General features: G+C 47.4%; 18 protein-coding genes and 1 pseudogene. 4 read left to right on the forward strand and 15 right to left on the reverse strand.

Annotation, left to right across the window (positions count from 1 at the left end; genetic code table 11):
- The 3 genes from Q0340_RS10815 to Q0340_RS10825 all read left to right on the forward strand — a co-directional run.
- On the forward strand, nucleotides 1–1371 hold a 1371-nt coding region (locus Q0340_RS10815), incomplete at its 5' end, for an ABC transporter permease (protein WP_298083307.1).
- Entirely contained in the window at nucleotides 1368–2579 is a 1212-nt protein-coding gene (locus Q0340_RS10820) for a hypothetical protein (RefSeq protein WP_298083308.1), read from the forward strand. The genes Q0340_RS10815 and Q0340_RS10820, both read left to right, overlap by 4 nt.
- Nucleotides 2576–3667 carry an ABC transporter permease gene (locus Q0340_RS10825; RefSeq protein WP_298083309.1) on the forward strand — a complete coding sequence of 364 codons (1092 nt, stop codon included), beginning with the start codon at nucleotides 2576–2578 and terminating at the stop codon, nucleotides 3665–3667. The genes Q0340_RS10820 and Q0340_RS10825 overlap by 4 nt, the downstream gene beginning before the upstream one ends.
- A 261-nt stretch (nucleotides 3668–3928) precedes the next feature.
- Here Q0340_RS10825 and Q0340_RS10830 read toward each other — a convergent pair whose 3' ends face one another.
- Together Q0340_RS10830 and Q0340_RS10835 are read right to left on the reverse strand one after the other, a co-directional pair.
- On the reverse strand, nucleotides 3929–4747 hold the full coding sequence (locus Q0340_RS10830) for a hypothetical protein (protein WP_298083310.1): 819 nt from the start codon (nucleotides 4745–4747) through the stop codon (nucleotides 3929–3931).
- A 147-nt stretch (nucleotides 4748–4894) separates the two neighbouring features.
- Nucleotides 4895–5479: a hypothetical protein gene (locus Q0340_RS10835; RefSeq protein WP_298083311.1), complete on the reverse strand. Its 585-nt coding sequence runs from the start codon at nucleotides 5477–5479 to the stop codon at nucleotides 4895–4897.
- 181 nt (nucleotides 5480–5660) lie between these two features.
- Between Q0340_RS10835 and Q0340_RS10840 the strand changes: the two genes are divergently transcribed.
- Nucleotides 5661–5993 (forward strand): hypothetical protein, encoded by a 333-nt coding sequence (locus Q0340_RS10840; RefSeq protein WP_298083312.1) that lies wholly within the window; start codon nucleotides 5661–5663, stop codon nucleotides 5991–5993.
- Here the strand turns inward: Q0340_RS10840 and Q0340_RS10845 are convergent.
- The 13 genes and pseudogenes from Q0340_RS10845 to Q0340_RS10905 form a co-directional block, all read right to left on the reverse strand.
- Nucleotides 5974–6738 carry an ABC transporter ATP-binding protein gene (locus Q0340_RS10845; protein WP_298083313.1) on the reverse strand — a complete coding sequence of 255 codons (765 nt, stop codon included), beginning with the start codon at nucleotides 6736–6738 and terminating at the stop codon, nucleotides 5974–5976. The two genes, Q0340_RS10840 and Q0340_RS10845, sit on opposite strands and share 20 nt — an antisense overlap.
- The gene (locus tag Q0340_RS10850; protein WP_002951064.1) at nucleotides 6722–7702 is read right to left on the reverse strand and encodes an iron ABC transporter permease; all 981 of its coding nucleotides are present in this window, start codon (nucleotides 7700–7702) and stop codon (nucleotides 6722–6724) included. The genes Q0340_RS10845 and Q0340_RS10850 overlap by 17 nt, the downstream gene beginning before the upstream one ends.
- Nucleotides 7702–8748, reverse strand: coding sequence for an ABC transporter substrate-binding protein (locus Q0340_RS10855; RefSeq protein ID WP_297947917.1), 1047 nt, complete (start codon nucleotides 8746–8748; stop codon nucleotides 7702–7704). Before Q0340_RS10855 ends, Q0340_RS10850 begins: the two co-directional genes overlap by 1 nt.
- Nucleotides 8749–9024: 276 nt before the next feature.
- Nucleotides 9025–9759, reverse strand: a complete 735-nt coding sequence (locus Q0340_RS10860) for a hypothetical protein (RefSeq protein WP_298083314.1) — start codon at nucleotides 9757–9759, stop codon at nucleotides 9025–9027.
- 369 nt (nucleotides 9760–10128) lie between these two features.
- On the reverse strand, nucleotides 10129–10770 hold the full coding sequence (locus Q0340_RS10865) for a DUF4198 domain-containing protein (protein ID WP_363317265.1): 642 nt from the start codon (nucleotides 10768–10770) through the stop codon (nucleotides 10129–10131).
- Between the two features lie 150 nt (nucleotides 10771–10920).
- Nucleotides 10921–12978, reverse strand: coding sequence for a TonB-dependent receptor (locus Q0340_RS10870; RefSeq protein ID WP_298083315.1), 2058 nt, complete (start codon nucleotides 12976–12978; stop codon nucleotides 10921–10923).
- A 685-nt stretch (nucleotides 12979–13663) separates the two neighbouring features.
- The gene (locus Q0340_RS10875; RefSeq protein ID WP_298083316.1) at nucleotides 13664–14200 is read right to left on the reverse strand and encodes a hydrogenase maturation nickel metallochaperone HypA; all 537 of its coding nucleotides are present in this window, start codon (nucleotides 14198–14200) and stop codon (nucleotides 13664–13666) included.
- A gap of 107 nt (nucleotides 14201–14307) precedes the next feature.
- The gene (hypE, locus tag Q0340_RS10880) at nucleotides 14308–15495 is read right to left on the reverse strand and encodes a hydrogenase expression/formation protein HypE (protein WP_298083317.1); all 1188 of its coding nucleotides are present in this window, start codon (nucleotides 15493–15495) and stop codon (nucleotides 14308–14310) included.
- A gap of 83 nt (nucleotides 15496–15578) precedes the next feature.
- Nucleotides 15579–16676, reverse strand: a complete 1098-nt coding sequence (hypD, locus tag Q0340_RS10885; protein WP_298083318.1) for a hydrogenase formation protein HypD — start codon at nucleotides 16674–16676, stop codon at nucleotides 15579–15581.
- A gap of 35 nt (nucleotides 16677–16711) precedes the next feature.
- Nucleotides 16712–16993, reverse strand: a complete 282-nt coding sequence (locus tag Q0340_RS10890) for a HypC/HybG/HupF family hydrogenase formation chaperone (protein ID WP_298083319.1) — start codon at nucleotides 16991–16993, stop codon at nucleotides 16712–16714.
- A complete protein-coding gene (hypB, locus tag Q0340_RS10895; protein WP_298083320.1) occupies nucleotides 16993–17835 on the reverse strand; it encodes a hydrogenase nickel incorporation protein HypB in 843 nt (280 codons plus the stop codon). Before hypB ends, Q0340_RS10890 begins: the two co-directional genes overlap by 1 nt.
- Nucleotides 17836–18578: 743 nt before the next feature.
- Nucleotides 18579–19010, reverse strand: a complete 432-nt coding sequence (gene nikR / locus Q0340_RS10900; RefSeq protein WP_005870445.1) for a nickel-responsive transcriptional regulator NikR — start codon at nucleotides 19008–19010, stop codon at nucleotides 18579–18581.
- A gap of 595 nt (nucleotides 19011–19605) precedes the next feature.
- A pseudogene (locus Q0340_RS10905) lies at nucleotides 19606–20099 on the reverse strand (hypothetical protein); the annotation flags it as partial.

Here is a 20099-nt window from a genome sequence, read left to right on the forward strand (position 1 = left end):
TGGAACACTTCTGAACGGTTGATGGGGAATACCGGCGGAGCGGGCGGCGGCATAAATTTAAACTTTTTTAGCGACGACAGCTCCTCCACGGGCAGCACAAGCGATCTCCAAAATGCGAGCAGCGGCGCAAATGTCCGTCCGCTTGAGGACAGAGGCGCGGACACTGGCACGAAAAGCGGCATAAACGCCTCTGCGGGCGGCACCGGCGTAAGCGACGAGGGTTCATACGGCAACGGCGCAGGCGGTAACGCGTACTCTTTTGGCGACGCCAGCGCAAATTCTAACGGCGGCAGTATGGGCGCGACTGCGAATTTCGCCGGCGCAAATTCTCGCAGTAACGATACGGGCGCTGTGAGCGCAAATTTCAGTAGCAGCGCAGGCGACATAGGCGCAAATCAAGGCGGCGTAAATTTAATCGGCGGCGTGGGCGATACGAATGCTGGTTTTATCGACGGCGCAAGCGATATTCAAAATACGGGCGGCGGCGTCAATGCAAGCCCCTTCGCTAACGGTGCAGGCGGCGCAGGCGACGCTGCAAATAACGGCGGCGGCACGGGCGGTAGCGCGAGTAACTCAGACAAAGACGGCGCCGAGATTTTCCTTATCCAAAACGCCACGCAGTCGCAGCTCGCGCTTCTTAGCTACGTTTACGTTGCAGGCGTAATCGAGCAGGTTTTGGCGCAAGATTACGGCTTTTTAAACGCAAATTTAAACGCCGCAGCAAGGCCCGTCAGCGTGAATTATCGCAGCTGGTTCAACGAAGCCAACGAATCGACGTGGTATCTCGTATCTGCCGAGTACGTGGGGATTTTAGGGCTCATCTGCCTATTTATGGTCGCGGTCGTGATCTCGCGCGAATGGGACCGCGGCACGATCGCCTCGCTTTACAACTCCAACGCAAGCGCGCTTGAGATCGTCACTGCCAAGGTCGGCGCGTATTATTTCCTAGCGCTTTTGGGCGGCGCGATGACGCTCGTTTACGGGCAGGTTCTTTTAGGCATCCCGATCCGCGGCAGCGTAGCGATGCTGCTGGCGACGCTGTGCGTCTTCGTGCTGGAGATGACCTGCCTAGGCATGCTGATCTCGGCGATCTGCAAAAATCAATTCCTAGCGCAGGAATACGCCATCGTCATCGGCTATCTGCCCGTGACGCTGCTTAGCGGCATGATATTCGATTTGCGCGGACTGCCCGCGGCGGTCAACTTCATCGGGCACCTGCTGCCGCCCACATACGCGGTCGAATCCTTTCGCATCTGCTTCCTCTCGGGTGGACAGAGTGCGACGCTATGGGTAAACCTCGCCATTCAGGCGCTCGGAGCGGTTTTGTTTTTCAGCTTGTGCGTGCTTAGCGTAAAAAGGGGCGCACGATGAAAAATTTATTTTTGCTTTACGCTTGCGCGGAGAAATTTCGCGCCGCAAAAATCGGCGCAATTAATATTTCGCTTTCGCCCAAGGCATCGATGGCGGAATTTCGCGCCGCCAAAATAGGGAACGTGATGAAATTTTTAGAATTTTTTTGCAAGCGAGCGGAGCGCGGGCTTGAAATTTTAAAATTTCTCAGCGTGAGGAATTTTGGCTTGCAAGGTGCAGCGGTGAAGCGTGGATCTGAAATTTTAAAATTTAGCGCCGCAGAGCGCTTAAAAAGCCGCTTCAAGCCGCAAAAGCAAGCGGCGGAATTTTTAAATTTTGCGCCTATGCCGTGCAATCGGTTTGAAATTTTAAAATTTACGCGCGCTTCAGCGCCTTTTGCGGACACAGTGCAAAATTTTATATCGCAGCGTGGATTGAGAATTTTAAAGCTTATTCGCGCGCTGCCGCGTGCTTCGCGTCGTATTTTGCCGCGCGCAGATAAAGCCGAAGCAGGGCGTGCGGCGCGGCTTGCTTCGCAGCATACGTACGATGCGACAGAAAAACGGCGCGCGGTTAAGATTAATCATGCGAGCGGTTTGGATTCCGCGCAGCGCCGCATAGCGCGACTTTGTAGCGCAGCTGCACGGCACGGCTACAAAACGGCGCGCGCGGAAAATTTTAGCAAATTTGACCTCACGGGCGCGCTTTTAAATTTTAAATCGCGCTTTACGATGCAGCTTTGCAGCGCGGTTACGCGGCGTAACTACGAAGCGTGGCGTAGCGAAATTTACGCCGTTTGCTTGCATAAGTACCCAGTTTTGATTCGAGCCGCAAGCGGTAAAATTTCGCGCTATGAAGTAGGGCGAGCGACGAATACTTTGATTTCACAGGGAGTGAAAAGAATAAAATTTTACGCTCTGAATAGGTATACGATGAAATTTTTAAAATTTCTCGGTGCGAACCGCTTCGGCTGGCAAACGGCGGCGTGGTTTTTAAAATTTAAACCTGAGTCGTCGCATAGTAGACCTGAAATTTTAAATTTCATGTTCGCGTCGTATAAGCTCAAGCTCGCGCTGCGGAAATTTACGCTCGCGCCGCATAAATTTAAACCCGCGCCCGCGGTGCGTTTAAATTTCGCTTTAAATTCCGTGCCGCGAGCCCGCACCGCTAAATTTGAAAATGGCGTTAAATTTAAAGGTGCCGCTAAATTTAAAAGGAGCGCGCGATGAACGCTCTGCGAAAATCACTGCTTCGAATTCGCGCGCTTATTAAGAAGGAATTTTTGGCGATGTTTCGCGATAAGGGCACGCGCATGGTGCTGATCGTGCCGGTGCTGGTGCAGGCGATCATATTCGGCTACGGCGCGAATTTCACCCCCGAGCAGGTGCGCTACGCGATTTTGGACGACGCCCGCGATGCGACGTCCACCGCGCTGGTACAGCAGATCGCCGCTACGCCGATGTTTAAGACCGAACTTGGCTGCAAAGACCTAACCTGCCTGCGCCGCGCGGTAAGCGAGGGCGAGGCGATCATCGGGATCTATTTCGGCAGCGATTTTAAGGATACGCACGAGCTTTTGATCATCGCGGATTCGCGCAATACGACCTTGGCGAACACCGTCATCGGCTTCGTGCAGGCCATAGTGCAGGAATACAATACTCAGCATTTTGTCAATTTAATCAGCATAAATCCGCGCTATGTTTTTAACGAAAACACGATCACGCGCTACACGATCATGACGGGGATGATTTTGGGGCTTTCGATGATTCAGGTGCTGATGCTATCGGCGTTTAGCGTCTCTCGCGAGCGCGAGGAGGGGAGTTTTGATATGATGCTGATGACTCCCGCGAACCCGCTTGAGATGCTGATCGGCAAAGCCGTGCCGCCTGTGCTGATCGCTATCGCGCAGGGGCTCGCGCTGTTTTTGATCTGCGTATTTTACTTCGAAATTCCATTCCGCGGGCACTTTACGCATCTTTTTGCGATCATCGCGATCTTTAGCGCCTGCAACGTAGGCATCGGCCTCGTGATCTCGACCGTCTGCAAAACCTCGCTGCAATCGGTCGTGAGCTCGTTTTTGTTCCTGCTGCCGTGCATTATGATAAGCGGGCTGATAACGCCTGCGGACGCGATGCCGCGGTGGTTTTACTACATCGCGCACCTCGATCCGATGTATTATGCCAACAACTGCATGTGGCGGATCTATCTGGAGGGCGCGAGCCTCGGCGAGCTGTGGCATCTCATCGTGCCGCTGCTGCTAATCGGCGCGGGCACGATGGCGCTGGCCGCGTCGCTTTTTAGAAATAAGCTGGATTAGGGATTTAGATCGGAATTTTAGAATTTCAGCTGGAATTTTGGCTTGGATTTTGCTTCGTCGGAATTTTTGGATTGAACCTCTGCTTAAAATTTTAAATTGATCGCGGAATTTCGGCTTGGAATTTTGCCCTAAATTTTGCGCGTTCGTAGCGGATAAAATTAAATCAAAATCCCGCGTTTCCGCCCGATACGCCGCGCGTCGCGATAAAATTTCGCGCCTTAAATTTTAAAAATTTTGCGAAATTCCATCTTGCGAGTAGAGTTAGAATTTAAATCCGGGGTTGCCCGGGCGTCTTGCGGCGGTCGTATCATCTGCGCTCACTGCTGAAGCAGGCATATTTGCGGTATCTGCACTCGCCTTGGAAGCGGGCTTTTTCGCATCGTCCGCGTCTGATTTCTTAAAAGTGGCGAGTTTTCTGTAAATGCTTGGTTTTTCGCCGTCCGCACCTAGCTTGGCGCCGTCAAGCTCGCTAGAATTTTCCGCGCCGCATAACCTTGCGGGGTTGAATTTTATCCACGCTATGATTAGCAAAATCCCCGAAAACGCCGTTACCAGCGACGCTGCGATTAGATACGGCAGCGCGAGGATTACGCCTATTTTAGCTAGCGCGCCCGATACCGCTTCGCAGGGCCACGTCACGGACACCACTATGCCGTAGATTTTAAATAAATCCACGCCGCTAAGTGTGGCTAGGCGGCAGTTTAATACGCCCCAGATTATCACCGCTGCGCACGTCGAAAGGACGTAGAGCAGGGTGTAGAGTAGACCTAGCATCGCGCCCTCTTTTAGCGCTACTATCATGGCGCAGTAGCACAAAATAGCGACGATTGGGATACTTTCTATCAGCCTATAGGTCTTAACGAAGCGCACGCCTAGCGCCTTTTCTAGGCAAACGAAGCAGTCGTAAAATATCGCTAGCGTCGCTAGTAGCGCTAAAACTCTAAAAATCGCGACCGCGTCCTCGTCTATGCTGCTTACGCCCACCGTGCCGCTTATGCCGATGCCTAGCAAAATCACGGCACCTAAAACTCCGCGGAATTTCGCCTTGCGAAGCAGATCTTGCTTTGAAATTTCTTTCATTTTTATCCTTTGAATTTTCTAAATTTACGCGCTATCTTGCAGCTTCGCTGCGTGCGGCGACGCTGCGCCCGATGGCGCGCGGCTTTTGGACGTTGCGGTTTAGACTTGCAAAAGCGCGCGGTCGCTGCAAAACGAAAGCGCTTCGGCTTAGGCGAGCTTTTCTATCTTGCTCCAGGCTAGCAGATGCACGATGCTAGTTATTGTGAGGGTCATGGGGAATATCAAATGGTATAGTGCATTTAATGGAAAAAGGATGACGCAGAGCCACACATATGTCTCAAAGATCCTCACGCCGCTTACGCGCGCTAGAGCAAAATTTATGCAAAACCACGCTACGATCATGTAGATTGCGCCCGCAAACGCTATCAAAATGCACAATATCATTGCCAAATGCTTGTGTGAGATCGATAAAGGAATCGATAAAAAGATGCTTGTTATGGCAATGACACAGATGCAGACAATTACGCAGTTGCGGTAAAGTGCCGCCGCCCTTATGCCGCTAAGCATTGAAATTTTGCAGAGCGCTCTTAGCCTGAAAAATACCGAAACACACAAAAGAGCAAAAATAATTCCGCCAATGATATAGATAGCCGTCTTGTTGGTGCTAAGCCCTAGCATGCCGCCAGTAGCAATATCTAGCGCAACTAAAGTCGCAGGCACTGCCGCTAAAAACAGATCGATGCCGGTGCTGATCATCCCCTCTTTTCTTGCCTGAGATACGAGATTTTGCATACATAAGCCTCTTAAAAAATTTATCCCGAAGTATACATAAATCGATGTAAAGCAGGAATTAAACAGCTAAATTTAAAATTTTTAAATTTCGTCGGGGCAAGCTTGCAGACTGCGGAATTTCAGGAATTCTACCAGAGCGAGAATAAAATTTCGCCGCGGGATTTAAAACGGAATTCCATCTATGGATTTGCAGGCAGAATTCTACTACAAAAATTTTAAACCACAAGCGCGGTATCTTTCATTGCGCGCTTCGAAAACCGGCAAGCCGCAGGTAGAATTCCGCTATGAAGATTTCTACTCGGAATTCCGCGGCAAAATTTCACTATGGAATTTAGACTGGAATTCTATGGCAAAACCTCGATATAAAATTTTAATCAGAATTTCAAGACGGCATTTCAGGATAGAATTATGCGATTTAAATTCCACTCAAGATAAAATCTCGCGATTTAAAATTTCGCGGCGATTGATGAATTGCTTTGTCGCGCCGCTCGCGCCTACCTCACCTGCGCGCTGAAAATTTGCGTGATGCTAGGGATTTGCTCGCCCGCAACGTCAAATTCCGCCGTTTTGATCTGTACGCCATAGAGCGAGCTAAGCGCGGCTTCGGTTAAAATTTCGTTACTTACACCGTAGTTGTAGCTAAGATCATTTCGCAAGATCAGTGTGCGATCGGCGACTGCGAGGGCGTGGTTAGGCTGATGGGTGGTAAAAACTATGCTCGCATCGCTATTTGAGCGTAGATTTGCGATGAGGCTTAGCACGCGGTCTTGGTTTTTGATATCAAGCGCGCTGGCAGGCTCGTCCAAAAACAGCACGTCGCTGCCGCTAGCTAGGGCTCTAGCAAAGAGCACGAGCTGCCTCTGCCCGCCGCTAAGGGCGTTAAAGCTGCGCTTTTGCAGATGGGCGACGCCTAGCGTATCCAGAGCGTCAAGACATATTTGAATATCCTTTTTGCCCGGTTTTGAAAAGAGCGAGATCTCGCGTACCCTGCCCATCAGTACGATGTCAAGCACGCTGTAATCAAACGCGACGTTAAAGCTTTGAGGCAAGAAAGCAAATTTTGCCTTGCGCACGATCTCGCCTTCTTTAGGCTGCAAAATCCCCATCATACACGACATTAGCGTGCTTTTGCCTTGCCCGTTTAAGCCCAAAATCGCTAATGTTTGAGAGCTGGCAAGCTCGAAGTTTAAGTTGCGAAAGCAGAATTTTTCCGCCTCGTAGTAAAAGCCAGCATTTTTTACCTCAATTAGATTTTGCATTTTTGGCGCTCCTTTTTAGAAGTAGGGCAAAGATCGGGCTTCCGATGAGAGCAGATAGAATTCCTAAAGGAATTTCGGCGCTACTTAGCGAGCGAGATAGATCGTCGATTGCCAGCATAAAGATCGCTCCTGCAATGAAGCAGGCAGGCATTAGCTTCACGTGGTCGCTGCCCGCGATGAGCCTGGTGGCGTGCGGCACTACAAGACCTACCCAGCCGATATTTCCGCTGACGCTAACTTGTACGGCGATCAGAGCAGTGCAAAGCGCTAGGATCGTGCAGCGCAGAAACTTAACATCCACGCCTAGCACGCGCAAATCATCATCATTTAGGCTGAGTAGATTAAACCGCCATCTCAGCGCGATTAATACTGCAGAAGCGGGCAGGGCGATCGCGCACATCAAAATTACTTTATCGTATCCTGCGCTTACGAAGCTTCCTAGTAGCCAAAAGACGATATTAGGCAGCACTTCCTCATCGTCTGCTAGATACTGCACTAAGCTCGTAAGTGCGGCAAATACGCCGTTAATGACTATACCTGCTAAAATGAGCGAGAAAATATCTGCGCGTGCTACGAATTTTGCCAAAAGATAGAGCAAAAATAGTGCCGCAAGCCCGAAGCAAAATGCAAACCCCGCAAGCCATAAACCGCTCAATCCTAGCAAGATACAAAGCGCGCCGCCGAATGCCGCTGCGGTGCTAACGCCTACGATGTGCGGGCCAACGAGCGGGTTTTTAAATACCGCCTGTAAGCTCAAACCCGCGATAGCAAGCGCTCCACCGCAAAGGCTGGAGAGTAGAATGCGCGGAATTCTAACATCCAGCATCACACTTTTGGCGGCTTCATCGCCGCCTCCGCTAAAGAGAATTTTAAAAATTTCTTCTAGCGGGATATGAAACTGCCCGCTAGCGAGCGAGATTAGCGCCAGCACTACCCAAAAAAGAAGCAGGATTACGTTTAGCATTATTTTTGATATTTGACGCGGTAAAATTTCTCGTAGAATTCCTCTACTTTTTTATCAAAGTTTGCGTCCTTAAAATTTTGCGGATAAAGTTTCATCGCAAGCCATTCCTCACCAAGCGCCATTGCTTCGGCAGTTGGATGACCCCATGCTTTAACAAATTCGGGCATTAGATAAATTCTATCCTCTTTCACGGCGCTAAGACCTTTTAGCGCAGGGTTTGCCTTAAGTTCGGCAGGTACTTGAGGATAGCGGTTTTGCACTAAGATAATCTGCGGATTCCATGCTAAAATTTGCTCCGGCGAAACCTGTTTGTATCCCTTTATATCTGCAGCGGCGACGTTCGTCGCACCCGCTCTTGCTAACATTACGCCAGTATATTTGCCGCTACCGTAGGTCGTAAGATCGGGATTTGCCATATAAACTCTAGGTCTTTTATCTACGATAAAATTACTAAATTTGGCATTTAAATCAGCTTGCGATTTTTTAACGAAATCTATTAGTTCAGCGGCATCCTTTTCGTGATTGCTTAGTTCGCCTAGAATTTTAACCCCCTCGTAAAAGCCCTCATCGTAAGCAGCGAAGCTATCGCGCTCATCTTTAAAGGTCGGATTTAGCTTAGCTTTTTCCTCTTGTGCAGAGCTAAAAAACGAAATGCCTACGACTGGGATTTTTAACTCCTCCATTTTAGCGATATATTCTTTAGGGAAGTAGTTGACCACTACGACCGCATCAGGCTTTAGACTAAGCAGAGCTTCGTAATTGACATCTTTGATATCGCCCGGATTAGGTAGGTTTTTAAAACTCGGCGCCAAACGATTATACTCTTTGCCTAGGCGCTGCTCCCAGCTTTTTAGGATGCCTACGACCTTATCTTGGGCGTTGATTTCGTTTAAGACATTGAGCGCTTCGTGGTGTAGCACGACGATGCGATTTACTTGATCTGGGATCGTGACCTTGCGACCGAGCTGATCTGTAATCGTGCGATCTGCAAAAGCCGGGCCAGCGCAAAGCACTGTACCAAGAAGGATTGAGTGAAGTTTAAGCATTTTTTCTCCTTGAAAATTCCGCAAAATATGCGGGATTAGAATAGCGGAATTATAGCCGATTGGCATAAAATCCAGATAAATTTTTATATAAATTATTTCATTTTGTCGTAGGAATTTCAAATACTTTTGCAAGTCGGAATTTTGTGATTTTACGCAAAATTTTGCTAGTAAAAATTTTTGCCCTTCATATCTAGGCTAACAGGATACTGCCCGGTACCCAGCGAAACCGATTGGTTTTTTGATTTATTTTGCAGGCGTCGTCCATAAATTTTTATTTCAAAGCTCCGCGCCTGAAATTCCTTTAATCCTAATCCAAGCGATAAGTTCTAAAATTTCAGATAAAAGGATTATCGCGAGTACCATGTACGCTGCAGTTGCACTACTCATTTCTGGCAGTTTAATAAACGAATTAATGATTTCTACAAGTACTAAAGATATAAAATATAACCACGCGTAAGCATAAAAAATTTTACTCTTAGTGGCTTCTCCTAAGTAGCAATATACTATTGCCGGGGCTATGGTGCTGACAATCTTAAACGCTGTAATCGTTACATACCAAATGGTAACAAATTGCGTCTCTTTAATCTCCATAGAGTGATTAAGTCCTATGGCCATAGCCGCTAAAATGCAATAGAATGCCTCCACGAAAGAGCCGCCTCGCTCATGTAAGGTATAATTTAGAGTCTCTAAGCTCACAATATTATTATTCATAGAATGTGGTAAAAGCGAAATAAATACGATAGCCCAAAGCACTCGGGCGATAAAGTTAATCAAATACGCCCTAAAGACCTTACTATCAGAGATATCCGAGATCATTTTGGTTGCCGACAGCTTAAAGCTCATCGAAGTAAAAATCACGGCGACGATTGCGGCTGTGGCGGCGAAAAACCCGCTCATCGTAATGCCGTGCAAAAACTCGCAACAAACCCAAATGATCAGATAAGTGCAGATTGCCAAAACGCTAGAGGCTATGCCGCGGAATTTTATGGCGTCTAAAGTGTTGCGCTTCATTTTTTGCCTTTAGATTTTTAAAATTTTATGGCGGATTATACTTGCGGGGTTTGAAATTTAGATAAATTTTAGAGCACGAGTGGAATTTAAATAGAGCGAAATTTTGAATTAAATTTAATTTTTTGATTTTGAACGAGGATTGTTTCGGGCGAATAGGCACTAGAAGCTGAATTTTAAAGTTCATTTATGAAAAAGCGAGTATTCAAGCTAAAATTGAAATTTTATCAGGAAGGCTTGTTGTAGCACAATGCGTAAATCGCGACGAGTTAAAAGCGCAGCCTACGCGCGCAACCTCTAAAGTCCGCGCAATATAGCGTACTCCGGCTTTTAAATTTAATAGCCGGAGTAAAATTTAGAGCAAATTTAAACTTATTTCACTTCAAAGGCAAAAGACGCGATGATCGTCTCTTCGTCGCATTTCTTTGGGTCCGAAAATGCGAGTTTATTTCTTGCTTTTAGTATCCAAGGACCCGGCTTTAGCGCCATAACCTCGATTTCGCCCTTATCGTCAGTCATACCATAAAATGCGCTCATATCTTCCAGAAATCCATCCGGCGCACCTTCAACTGCGGCATTTGCAAGCGGCTTGCCTTCAAATAGCACTTTAATTTTAAACGGCTTATTGGCTTTGAAATTTACCGGATTTTCTAAAGGTACGAGCTCTAATCGCTCGCCCACAGGCTTAGTTATGAGATCGCCTGCTTGTGTGTTGATTACGCCCTTTGCGAGCATAGTGGCGCGACGGCAAAATTTAGCGTCTTTGATCGTATCTTTCGTGCCGCCCATATGCCATTTGCCGCTTTTATCCTCGGTCCAAAAGGTCGGTTTATATTGCCCGGTAATAATATAGACGTCTTCCGGCTGCTTTTCGCCTTCAAATTTATAGTTCTCGCTCGTGCGCTTTAGCTCGATTTTTTTGCCGTTTTTATCTATGACTACGGGGATTTCAAAATTATTTTCTCTCTGCTTATCAATCGGCTCGCACGTGGCAAATCCATCTCCAAATCCGATCGAACCCTTAGTTTGTCGTCATTTTGACCCGCAAGCCAAAAATCATGCGCGCCTGCTACGCTAAATGCACCTAAAACTGCCAATGCAGCTAAACTTTTCCTCATTTTTCATCCTTTCTTTTAATAAATTTACTAAATTAAAAACTATATCTTACGCCGACGCCGAGCGTTCTGCCTTTGCCATAGGTGAGACATTACTCGCTCTGTCGCGTATGTGCGAGAAATACTCTTTGTCGGTCAAATTTTTGACGTAAAAATACACGTCAAAGCCATCTTTTAGGTAGCCTACTTTTGCATCCGCCGTAAAATAGCTCTTTTGGGCTAGCTTATTTTGAGCATCGAAGTAGGTCTTGCCTATCATATTTCCGTCCAGTCTCGTATAAATTCCCATCGGAGCGTAGTATGACGCGCCCAAAGAGAGCTTATACTCGGGGTTTTTCTCGATTTTATTACCTTTATTATTCGTGCCGTCTTTGTTGATGTAATCTCCGTATTTGGTCTTTAGCAGACTTGCGGCTAAATTTATATCAAGCTCCTTGCTCGCTTTTGCGACGCCTTCAAATTCCACACCCATAGATTTTGATTTATCGGCGTTTGCGGTCGAGTAGATGTTGGGGTTATTGGGGTCGGTATAAAATATATGCGTGCCCTTGATGTCCATATAAAATAGCGCGGTAGAAAATCTAAAGCTCTCATACGAACCCTTTACACCGATCTCGTAGTCATCGCTTGTTTGTGCGTCAAATTTATTATCCTCCCTGCTGCCGCCGGTGGTGTAGAAATTAAAGCCGCCGGCTAGATAGCCCTTTGAATACATCGCGTAAATATTTAGCTCGTCGGTGATATCGTATCCAAGTGCGATTTTTGGCAAAAACGTCCTAAATGTCGCTTTTTCGTCCATCGAAAACGCGAGCGCACCGGGATTGTGTCCCAGCTCGTATGAAAAGTAATCGACCTTTGTGTGTTTTCTGATCTGCTGATACCTGCCGCCAAGCGTAGCATCAAATTTGCTCGTGATCGGATAGATGATCTGACCGAATACCGATGCCGTCTGCGCGCGATTGATTGAAGGCCAATCCTCGACTATCGTCCTACCGCCGCCGTCGCCGTATTGATCGCCGATCGGACCGAAGACTTGCTTTTCGTTTTCGTAATAAAGCCCGCCGACCCATTTGAAGCTTTGCTCGTCTACGCTACTAAATCTAAGCTCCTCGGAGAAGGTATCATTTTTAGAATTTAAAAATGTAATTAGCCCGTAGTGATCGGGGTCGAGATAGGTTATTTTACTACCGAAATCCTCGTCGTTAAGCCCGTCTTTTTTGGCTCTACGAAAGGTCGTAGCCGAGGTCGCGTCAAATTTGTCAAATTCATATTTTAGATCTAACGCTCCCGAGCTAGAGGTTTGCTTTACGCGGGCGGGAGTTTCTAAGTTTATATGCTTGGCTTCGCTTTTTGAGATATTGCCAAATCTCGATTTTGGGATAAAAAGCTCGTCGAGCGAGCCGTCCTGGCGGTGAAAAAGATCGCCGTAAATTTTAATCGTAAAACGATCGGTCGGCACTATCTTTAAATTTAGTCCGAAATTGTAATTTTTCTTGTCGTTGGCTTTATCTCCGTTTAGATCGTTGATGATCCAGCCGTCCTCTTTGGACGCCGAGCCGTTTAAGCCTAAAAAAAATAGTTTATCATCAATCAGCGCGCCGCTGGTTTCAAAAAGACCTAGTATGTATTTGTGCGAGCCGTATTCGGCGCCGACGCTGCCGCTCCACTCGTTAGTCGGCTCTTTTAAAACGATATTAATGATGCCGCCGATTGAGTCTTTGCCGTAGATCGCACTGCTAGGACCTCGCAAAACCTCGACGTGATCGATATTTGTAACGGGGATATAGGCTGCGTCTTTGTTACTTTGCGCTACGCCGTCGACATAGACCGTGACGGGGTTAGAACTCGTATATATCGAAGGATTGAGTCCTCTAGTACTGATGCCCTCGTACATCCCGCCCACACCGGTAATGTTTGGCATAGTTTTGACCAGCTCCTCGACGTTTTTGACCTCTCGTTCTTGTAGCTCAGTATCACTTACGACGCTGATACTTTGTGGCACATCCTTTAAATTTTCACTTATTTTGTTTGCGGTAACTTCTACTTCGCCGAGATTTACGCTTTGCTTAGTTTGTTCGTCGGCTATGGCTGGATTTGCGGCGCTCAATAAAAGTAGGGCGGCTGCAGCTTCAGAGAGAGAGAGAGAGAGTAAAAACTTTCAAAATTTAACTCCTAAAATCTGATAAAATTTTCGCGTTATTATATCAGATGAGATAATCATTGTCAATACTACTACAATATTAAATTAATGCAAAATATAAGTATGATTTGTATTGAATTTAATGTTGCAAATTTAGATACGAAAGAGGGTGATACAATAAGCTTATTATAATTTAAACAAATACGTTCATAAAATTTATGGAAATGATGCAAAATTAATAAAATCAAAAAATTCATTTTTATAAATCGTTTACTACATAGAAATCATTAATAGGAAAATATATATCAGTAGTTCATCATTTTTCAATTTTTTTGGAGCAAAAACACTATAATTCTAGGTATTTTATATTGAAAACTATAATTTTCAAGTAAAAATTCAATACGAAATTAACATATAATTATATGAATAATTTCATGTATTTTTGATTCATTCGGCGCTTATTTGGAAGAACTTTTTATAAATATAGATTTATCGTGACTTCAAATGAAATCAGCAAGACGATGTGCTTTCTGCAAGAATTAAAATAGATAAATATCTGAATTGGGCAGAAATGAAGTTTTTGAAGTTTTGCTTATGCAAGGAGTTTAAATTCGAAATATGGGAAGTTATTGCCCCCAGAAAATGCCCTTTTTTATTCAATAACCAGGCGCATTAGATACATATCCTCGCCGTCGATCACGCTGATTTCGGAGCTTTTGCAGCGCGGACAAGAAAAGTCGTTCTGCGTCAAATCTCCGCTAAAACCGCAGTTTTTGCATTTTATGACGATCTCTTGGGTATGGATGATGAGATCCGCATTTTCGCAGACGGTGCCTGCGCGAAAGACTTCGTAGCAGTTTTGCAAATAATGCGCTTCCACGCCGCTTAGTCGCCCTATTTTTACGTGCAGTTCCCTTATTTGCGGACTTTTAGAACTAAATGTATCGTAAGGTGCCTGTGGATTTGCATCCAAATTTTTATAAAAATCGCTGTTTTTGCTGTTTAAGTTCGTATCCACAACGCCCGTATTTTCGGTATTTGCGAAATCCGTATTTTCATTGGCGGTATCGGAGATGTCGCAACGATTTTTACCGCCCTGCTCGGCCGCGCCTTTTTTCTTTGCTTTTTCGGCGTTTAGCGCCTTTTCGCATAGCGCCACAAGATCCGCTACGATCGATAGTTCATGCATTTTTTCCTCTAAATTTTACGGTCGCGCCGTATTTATACGAAATTGTATTGTAAATTTAAAAATACGCTTGAAATTTAGGCTTAAATTTGCCGAATTTGCACGCAAATTTAACAAATCCTCGGCAGCAGCTCGCCTTTCGGAAGCTCCAAAAATCGCTGCGATCCGTATGCGTTTTGCAAAATCACTCGCCCTTTTGCCGCATACGGAGTTTGAAATTGTCCCGCCCTATTTTCTGATACTGTGCCCGCGTCGCTCGCACCCGTAAATTCGTCCCGCGTACCAAGTTTAGGCGTCAAAGCGCCATTAAATTCGCCTTTGTCGTGCCCTACTTCGCGCACCTCGCCGATGATCGCGGCGTTTACGTCAAATTCTCGCAGTATCTCAAGCGCTCTATCCGCCTCGGCATCATCTTCTACGATAATCACGAAAGTGCCTTCGTTTGCAAGCTCGTATGGCTCGAAGCCCAGCAGTTCGCACACGCCCACTACTTCGTCGCTGATTTTGATATTCTCTTCGCGAACCAAAAATTCAAGCTCGCTGGAGCTTGCGAATTCGTTCAAAACTGCGCTGAGCCCGCCGCGCGTCGCATCTCGCATCGCCTGGATCTTCACGCCTTGCAAGATCAGCTTTTCGACCGCAGCGCAAAGCGGTTTGCAGTCGCTTTGCAGCTCGCTGCTTAGAGCGATCTCGTCGCGCGCCGCGAGTATCACCGCCCCGTGCCGCCCGATGTCGCCGCTAAGTAGGATTTTTGCGCCCGCTTTGATGTTTTGCACGCGCGCAGGTCGTAAAACACGGCCGATGCCGCTAGTGTTGATGAAAATTTTATCGCATTTGCCGCGCGGCACGACCTTTGTGTCGCCGCAAACGATACGAACGCCGCAGCTTCGCGCAGTGCTTGCCATCGAGTCCAGGATGCGTCGCAGCTCGCTTAGGCTAAGCCCCTCCTCGATGATGAGCGCGCAGCTTAAAAACAGCGGCTTTGCGCCTACCATCGCAAGGTCGTTGACAGTACCGCAAACGGCGATCTTACCGATATCGCCGCCGTTAAAAAACAGAGGCGTGACGACGAAACTATCGGTGCTGAAAGCTAGCTCACCGTCGAAACTAGCCGCCGAATTCAGAGCAGAGCTCGGCGTCACGCGGTCAAAATCCGCCCCGGCGTCTAAATTTAGTATAGCGCTGTCGTTGTTGGCGCGTAAAATTTCATTATCAAACGCCGCAAAGATCGTCTCGTTGATGAGCCTATTCATCTCCTCGCCGCCGCCGCCGTGGCTTAAAAGTATAGTTTCGTTCAAATTTTTCCTTTTTACTCGGTTTTAAATTTAAAGCCCGTATTCCGCAGTCGAACGAGCCGTGCCGCTACGGCGCCGCGCAAAATTTAGCTCGCGTTTTTGACGTCGCCGTATTTATAGTACGCCGCGCATGCGCCTTCGCTTGAGACCATACACGATCCTATCGGGTTTTGCGGCGTGCAGTGTTTGCCGAAAACTTTGCAATCATACGGGCTTTTTTTGCCGCGCAAAATTTCGCCGCAGATACAGGCCTTACTTTCGGGGGCGCTCTGTACGCTGCAATCAAACTGCACCCTGGCATCCAGCGCCGCGTACTGCGGGCGCAACTTCATGCCGCTTTTTGGAATTTCGCCGAGCCCTCGCCACGGAAAATCGCAAATTTCAAAATATTTATCTATTAAATTTTGCGCTTTTTGGTTGCCGCCCTCTTTTACGACGCGCTCATATTCGTTGAAAACCTCGTAGGTGCCGGCGTTTTGCTGCTCCACCAAATTTAACACGCCCGCCATTATGTCAAGCGGCTCAAATCCGCTTACGGCGATCGGTTTTTTGTAATCGTGCGCAATGCTCTCGTAGACCTTCGCGCCGGTGATCACGCTTACGTGGCTAGGCCCCAAAAACGCATCGATCTGCACGTCGGCATCGTCTAAGATCGCTCGCACGGGAGCGGGCACCGTGACGTGGTTGATGTGAAAAAAGAGATTTTTTAGCCCCAGGCTTAGCGCCTTATCGATCAGCACGGCGCTCATCGGCGTCGTCGTCTCAAAGCCGATCGCAAAAAATATCACCGTTTTTTGCGGATTTTCCTGCGCGATCTTTATGCAATCAAGCGGGCTATAAAGCGCTCTGATGTCGTGCCCCTCGCTGCGCAGCTTCTGTAAGCTCGTGCGAGAGCCGGGCACGCGCAGCATGTCTGCTAGAGTGCAAAAAATACTCTGCGGCATCGCGGCGAGCTTGATCGCCTCGTCGATGCGACTGCGCGGCATCACGCACACCGGGCAGCCGGGACCGTGGATAAATTTGATATTTTCGCCGACCAAGCTCGGAAGGCCGAATTTCATGATCGAGTGCGTGTGTCCGCCGCAAATCTCCATGATGTTTAGCGGCTTTTTGCTTTTAGAAATTATCAGCTTGCTAAGCGCTAAAATCAGCTCCTTATCCCTAAAATCCTTGATTAGATCCATTATTTACCTTAAATTTTACGGGTTTGCAAGCCGTTTTAATTCTCTGCGCCGGCTCTCGGCTCCATGCTTTCATATACAGAACTCTCTTCCGCCCTCATCTGCTTTGCGATCTGCTCGTAAATTTCGATACTCTCCTTCGCTCGCTGCGTATCGATCTTCTCCATCGCAAAGCCAACGTGGATCAGCACGTACTCCCCGACCGCCGCGGGCTCAGGGAGCAGATCCAAGCTCACGCCGCGGCGCACGCCCAGAGTCTCCACGGTCGCGAAATTATTTTCGTCGATCGAGATGATTTTTGAAGGGATTGAAAGGCACATTAACGAAATTCCTTCTTGTATTGTAGGAATTTCAGCCATTTCTCCACGCCCTCGCCGCTTTTGCTATCAAGCGCGATGACGTCGGCTTTCGGATTGAGTTTGTGTACCTCGCGCACTACCTCCTCCATATCGAAGTCAAAATGCGGTAGCAGCGCGGTTTTAGTGATTACGACGCAGTCTGCGCGGCGAAATATCACGGGGTATTTTGCGATTTTATCGCTGCCCTCTGGCACGCTTAGAAGCACTACGTTCAGGTGCGCGCCTACGTCAAATGCCGCAGGGCAGACGAGGTTTCCGACGTTTTCTATGAAAACCAGATCTAAATTTTTAGTATCAATATGATGAAGCCCCTCGTGAACCATAAAGGCGTCCAGATGGCAGGTCTCGCCTGTGCTGATCTGATGGGCCTGCGCGCCCGCTTTTATGATGCGATCGGCGTCGCGGTTGGTCTCTAGATCGCCCTCGATGACGCCGATTTTAAATTTGCCGCTTTTGATAGTGGCCTCAAGCAGCGTCGTTTTGCCGCTACCGGGGCTACTCATCAAATTTAGACATAAAATTTTATCCTCGTCAAAATGAGCTCTGTTGTGAGTGGCCTCCTCGTCGTTGGCGCTTAAAATTTTACTCATCACCTCGATCGTCTTGGCGTCATTAATAGCCGCATTTGCGTGGATGTGATCGTGCGCGTCGTGCTCGTGATCGATCCCCACCTCATGCATATGAGCGTGGGAGTGGACGGTGCCGTCCGCGTGGGTGTGGACATGCTCGTGTGTCATATCTGCGTGCGAATGGGTGCCCGCTTCGTGAGTGTGGCCTATGGAACAGCCGCAATCTTTACACATTTTTTCTCCTTGGATAATAAATTTTGCGCGTAAAATACCACGTTTTTGCTTTAAATGGCGTAAATTTGATAAATTTTATATCAAGATGCAAAATTTTATGAAATTTAACAGGCTTGGAAATTTATGCGCTTCGGTTTTATCTAAATTTCATGCGTTGTTTGCGAAGGCTCGACGTAAAATTTTTAAAGCTCGCGAGTAAAGCACTGCTTTAAATTGAATCGCCTACCTGCAAATTGCAGAGCCGCGCTCTCTAAATTTAGACCTCGCAGCTCGCAACGGCTCAAAATAAACCAGAGATCGCTGTAGATAAGAGCGCGAAATTCAGGGCTTGCAAGCGGATTTTACCGGCGCTCTACAATCTCGCGCGTGCTCTACGGCGTGGCAAACATCAACGCGGCGGTCATTTTTATGCCGATTTGCTCGGATTCGGCTTTATAAGTACGGCACGAAAGCGCGGCTCCTTATAAAATTTAGTCGCTAGCTGCGCCGATCTTGCGCCAGTGCGTAAATTTCAACCCGCGGCAAGAATGCTTTTTGATTAAAATTTAAAAATTTTGCGCTTTCGTTTGCCGCGTAAATTTAAACAAATTTTATTTGCCGTCTTGCACAGCTGCCCCACCCGAATTCTCTACTCGATCGAGAATCGCGCTTCGTAACCTATAAAAATCGCGCAGCCGCTGCGTTTAAATTTAAAAGCGCGTAAATTTAGCGCGACGCGCTGTTTTTAAAAATACGTAAAAGCCCTACGCTTCGGTGATGACCGCCTTTACGAGCTTGGAAAATTTCACCCCTTTTAGCGCGCCGATTTTGGCGCTGAGCCGCTCGATCTTTGAAATTTTATCCCGCATCGTGATCTCCTCGAAGCAGTGGCGCTCGTCGATGTGGAAGTGGCTGGTGCTGACGATGGTGACGTTTGCGTGGTGCTCGATCTCTACGAGCTGCTCGATCAGATCGCTTTGGTGATGATCGTAAGCGATGCAAAGCACGCCCACGCAATCATCCTCGCCATCTCCGTGAAGCACGCCCTCGACCATCTTTTCGCGTATGAGATCGCGGATAAACTCGCTGCGGCTTAGGTATTGCTTGGCGCGCACCATCTCATCGAGATCCTCAAAAAGCTTCGTCGGCAGCGAAATGCTAAATCTTACGGCGCTCTCTTTTTCCTCTTTTTTCATAGCTCCCCTCATTTCGCGTATTTTGAATGTAATTTTACCGAAATTCCGCTCAAATAGTAAGAATTTCGCGCTAATTTGGCTTATTCTTTAAAATTTAAAGTTCCAAGGCACCGCGCTTATTTTGAAATTTTGCTCGCGATTTCGCGTTATATTTTAGTGCTAGCGCGATGAAATTTTACCGGTGCTACCGTTATTTTAAATTCTACCGCGAGCTTGCGTTCAATTTTAAGAGTCAGGCGCTAAATAGCGTCTTGGCTTGGGATTTGCGCAGTATCTAGCTACGCGCCGCGGTAGAATTTTGCATCGATTGCCATAGCAGCGCGTCGTAATGCTATGGCGACAGCGTGGGCGCGTCGTTAAATTTTAAAATTTTAACGTTTCGGCTGCGACATATGAAGACGGCAAAGCGTAAATTTGCTCGCTGATTTTGCGATTTTAGAAAGCTAGCCGCGGTGGATTTTACTACCCGTAGCGTTAGAATTTGCGCAAAGTGCAGGCAGGGTGCAGAGTTCATAAATTTAACGGCGAGATGAGACTAATAAATTTTAAAAAGAGCGAGCTTAACGGCTATAATTGCGTTTTTTTGTGGACGAGCTTAGCGCGAAATTTCGCTTAGATACGCCGCGAGCTGTCCGTAGGCGATGCCGCTGTCGTTGCACGGGACCTCGCGGTTTAGATGAAATTTTATCCCTCGCTCGCGCAGCTTTGCGCACGTAAGATTTAGAAGCGTCGCGTTTTGAAAGACTCCGCCGCTTAGCACGACCTCTAGCCCCGCGCCCTCGGCGAAAGCGGCGATGAAGTTTGCCAAGCCGTTGATAAATTTCGTCGCGGCCAAGCGCGGCTCATCGCTCAAAGCCTGCAAAAACGCCTCTTCGTAATCGATCACGTAGCATTCGCCCTCAAGGCTCGACGCGCAAGCTCTATTTTGCGGGGCTTGATCGGCGCTAGAAGCGTCTTTGCTTTCAGAATTTATTAAATTTGGGGCGGACGCTTGGTTTATAGAATTTGCGGCGGAACTTTCATTCTTTTTGCCGCTGCCTTCGGCGATGTTTTGAGCCGCTAGTCCAAGCTCGTTTTTACTCGCTGCAT

It is taken from the genome of uncultured Campylobacter sp. (assembly GCF_938045595.1).
Taxonomy (GTDB): Bacteria; Campylobacterota; Campylobacteria; order Campylobacterales; family Campylobacteraceae; genus Campylobacter_B.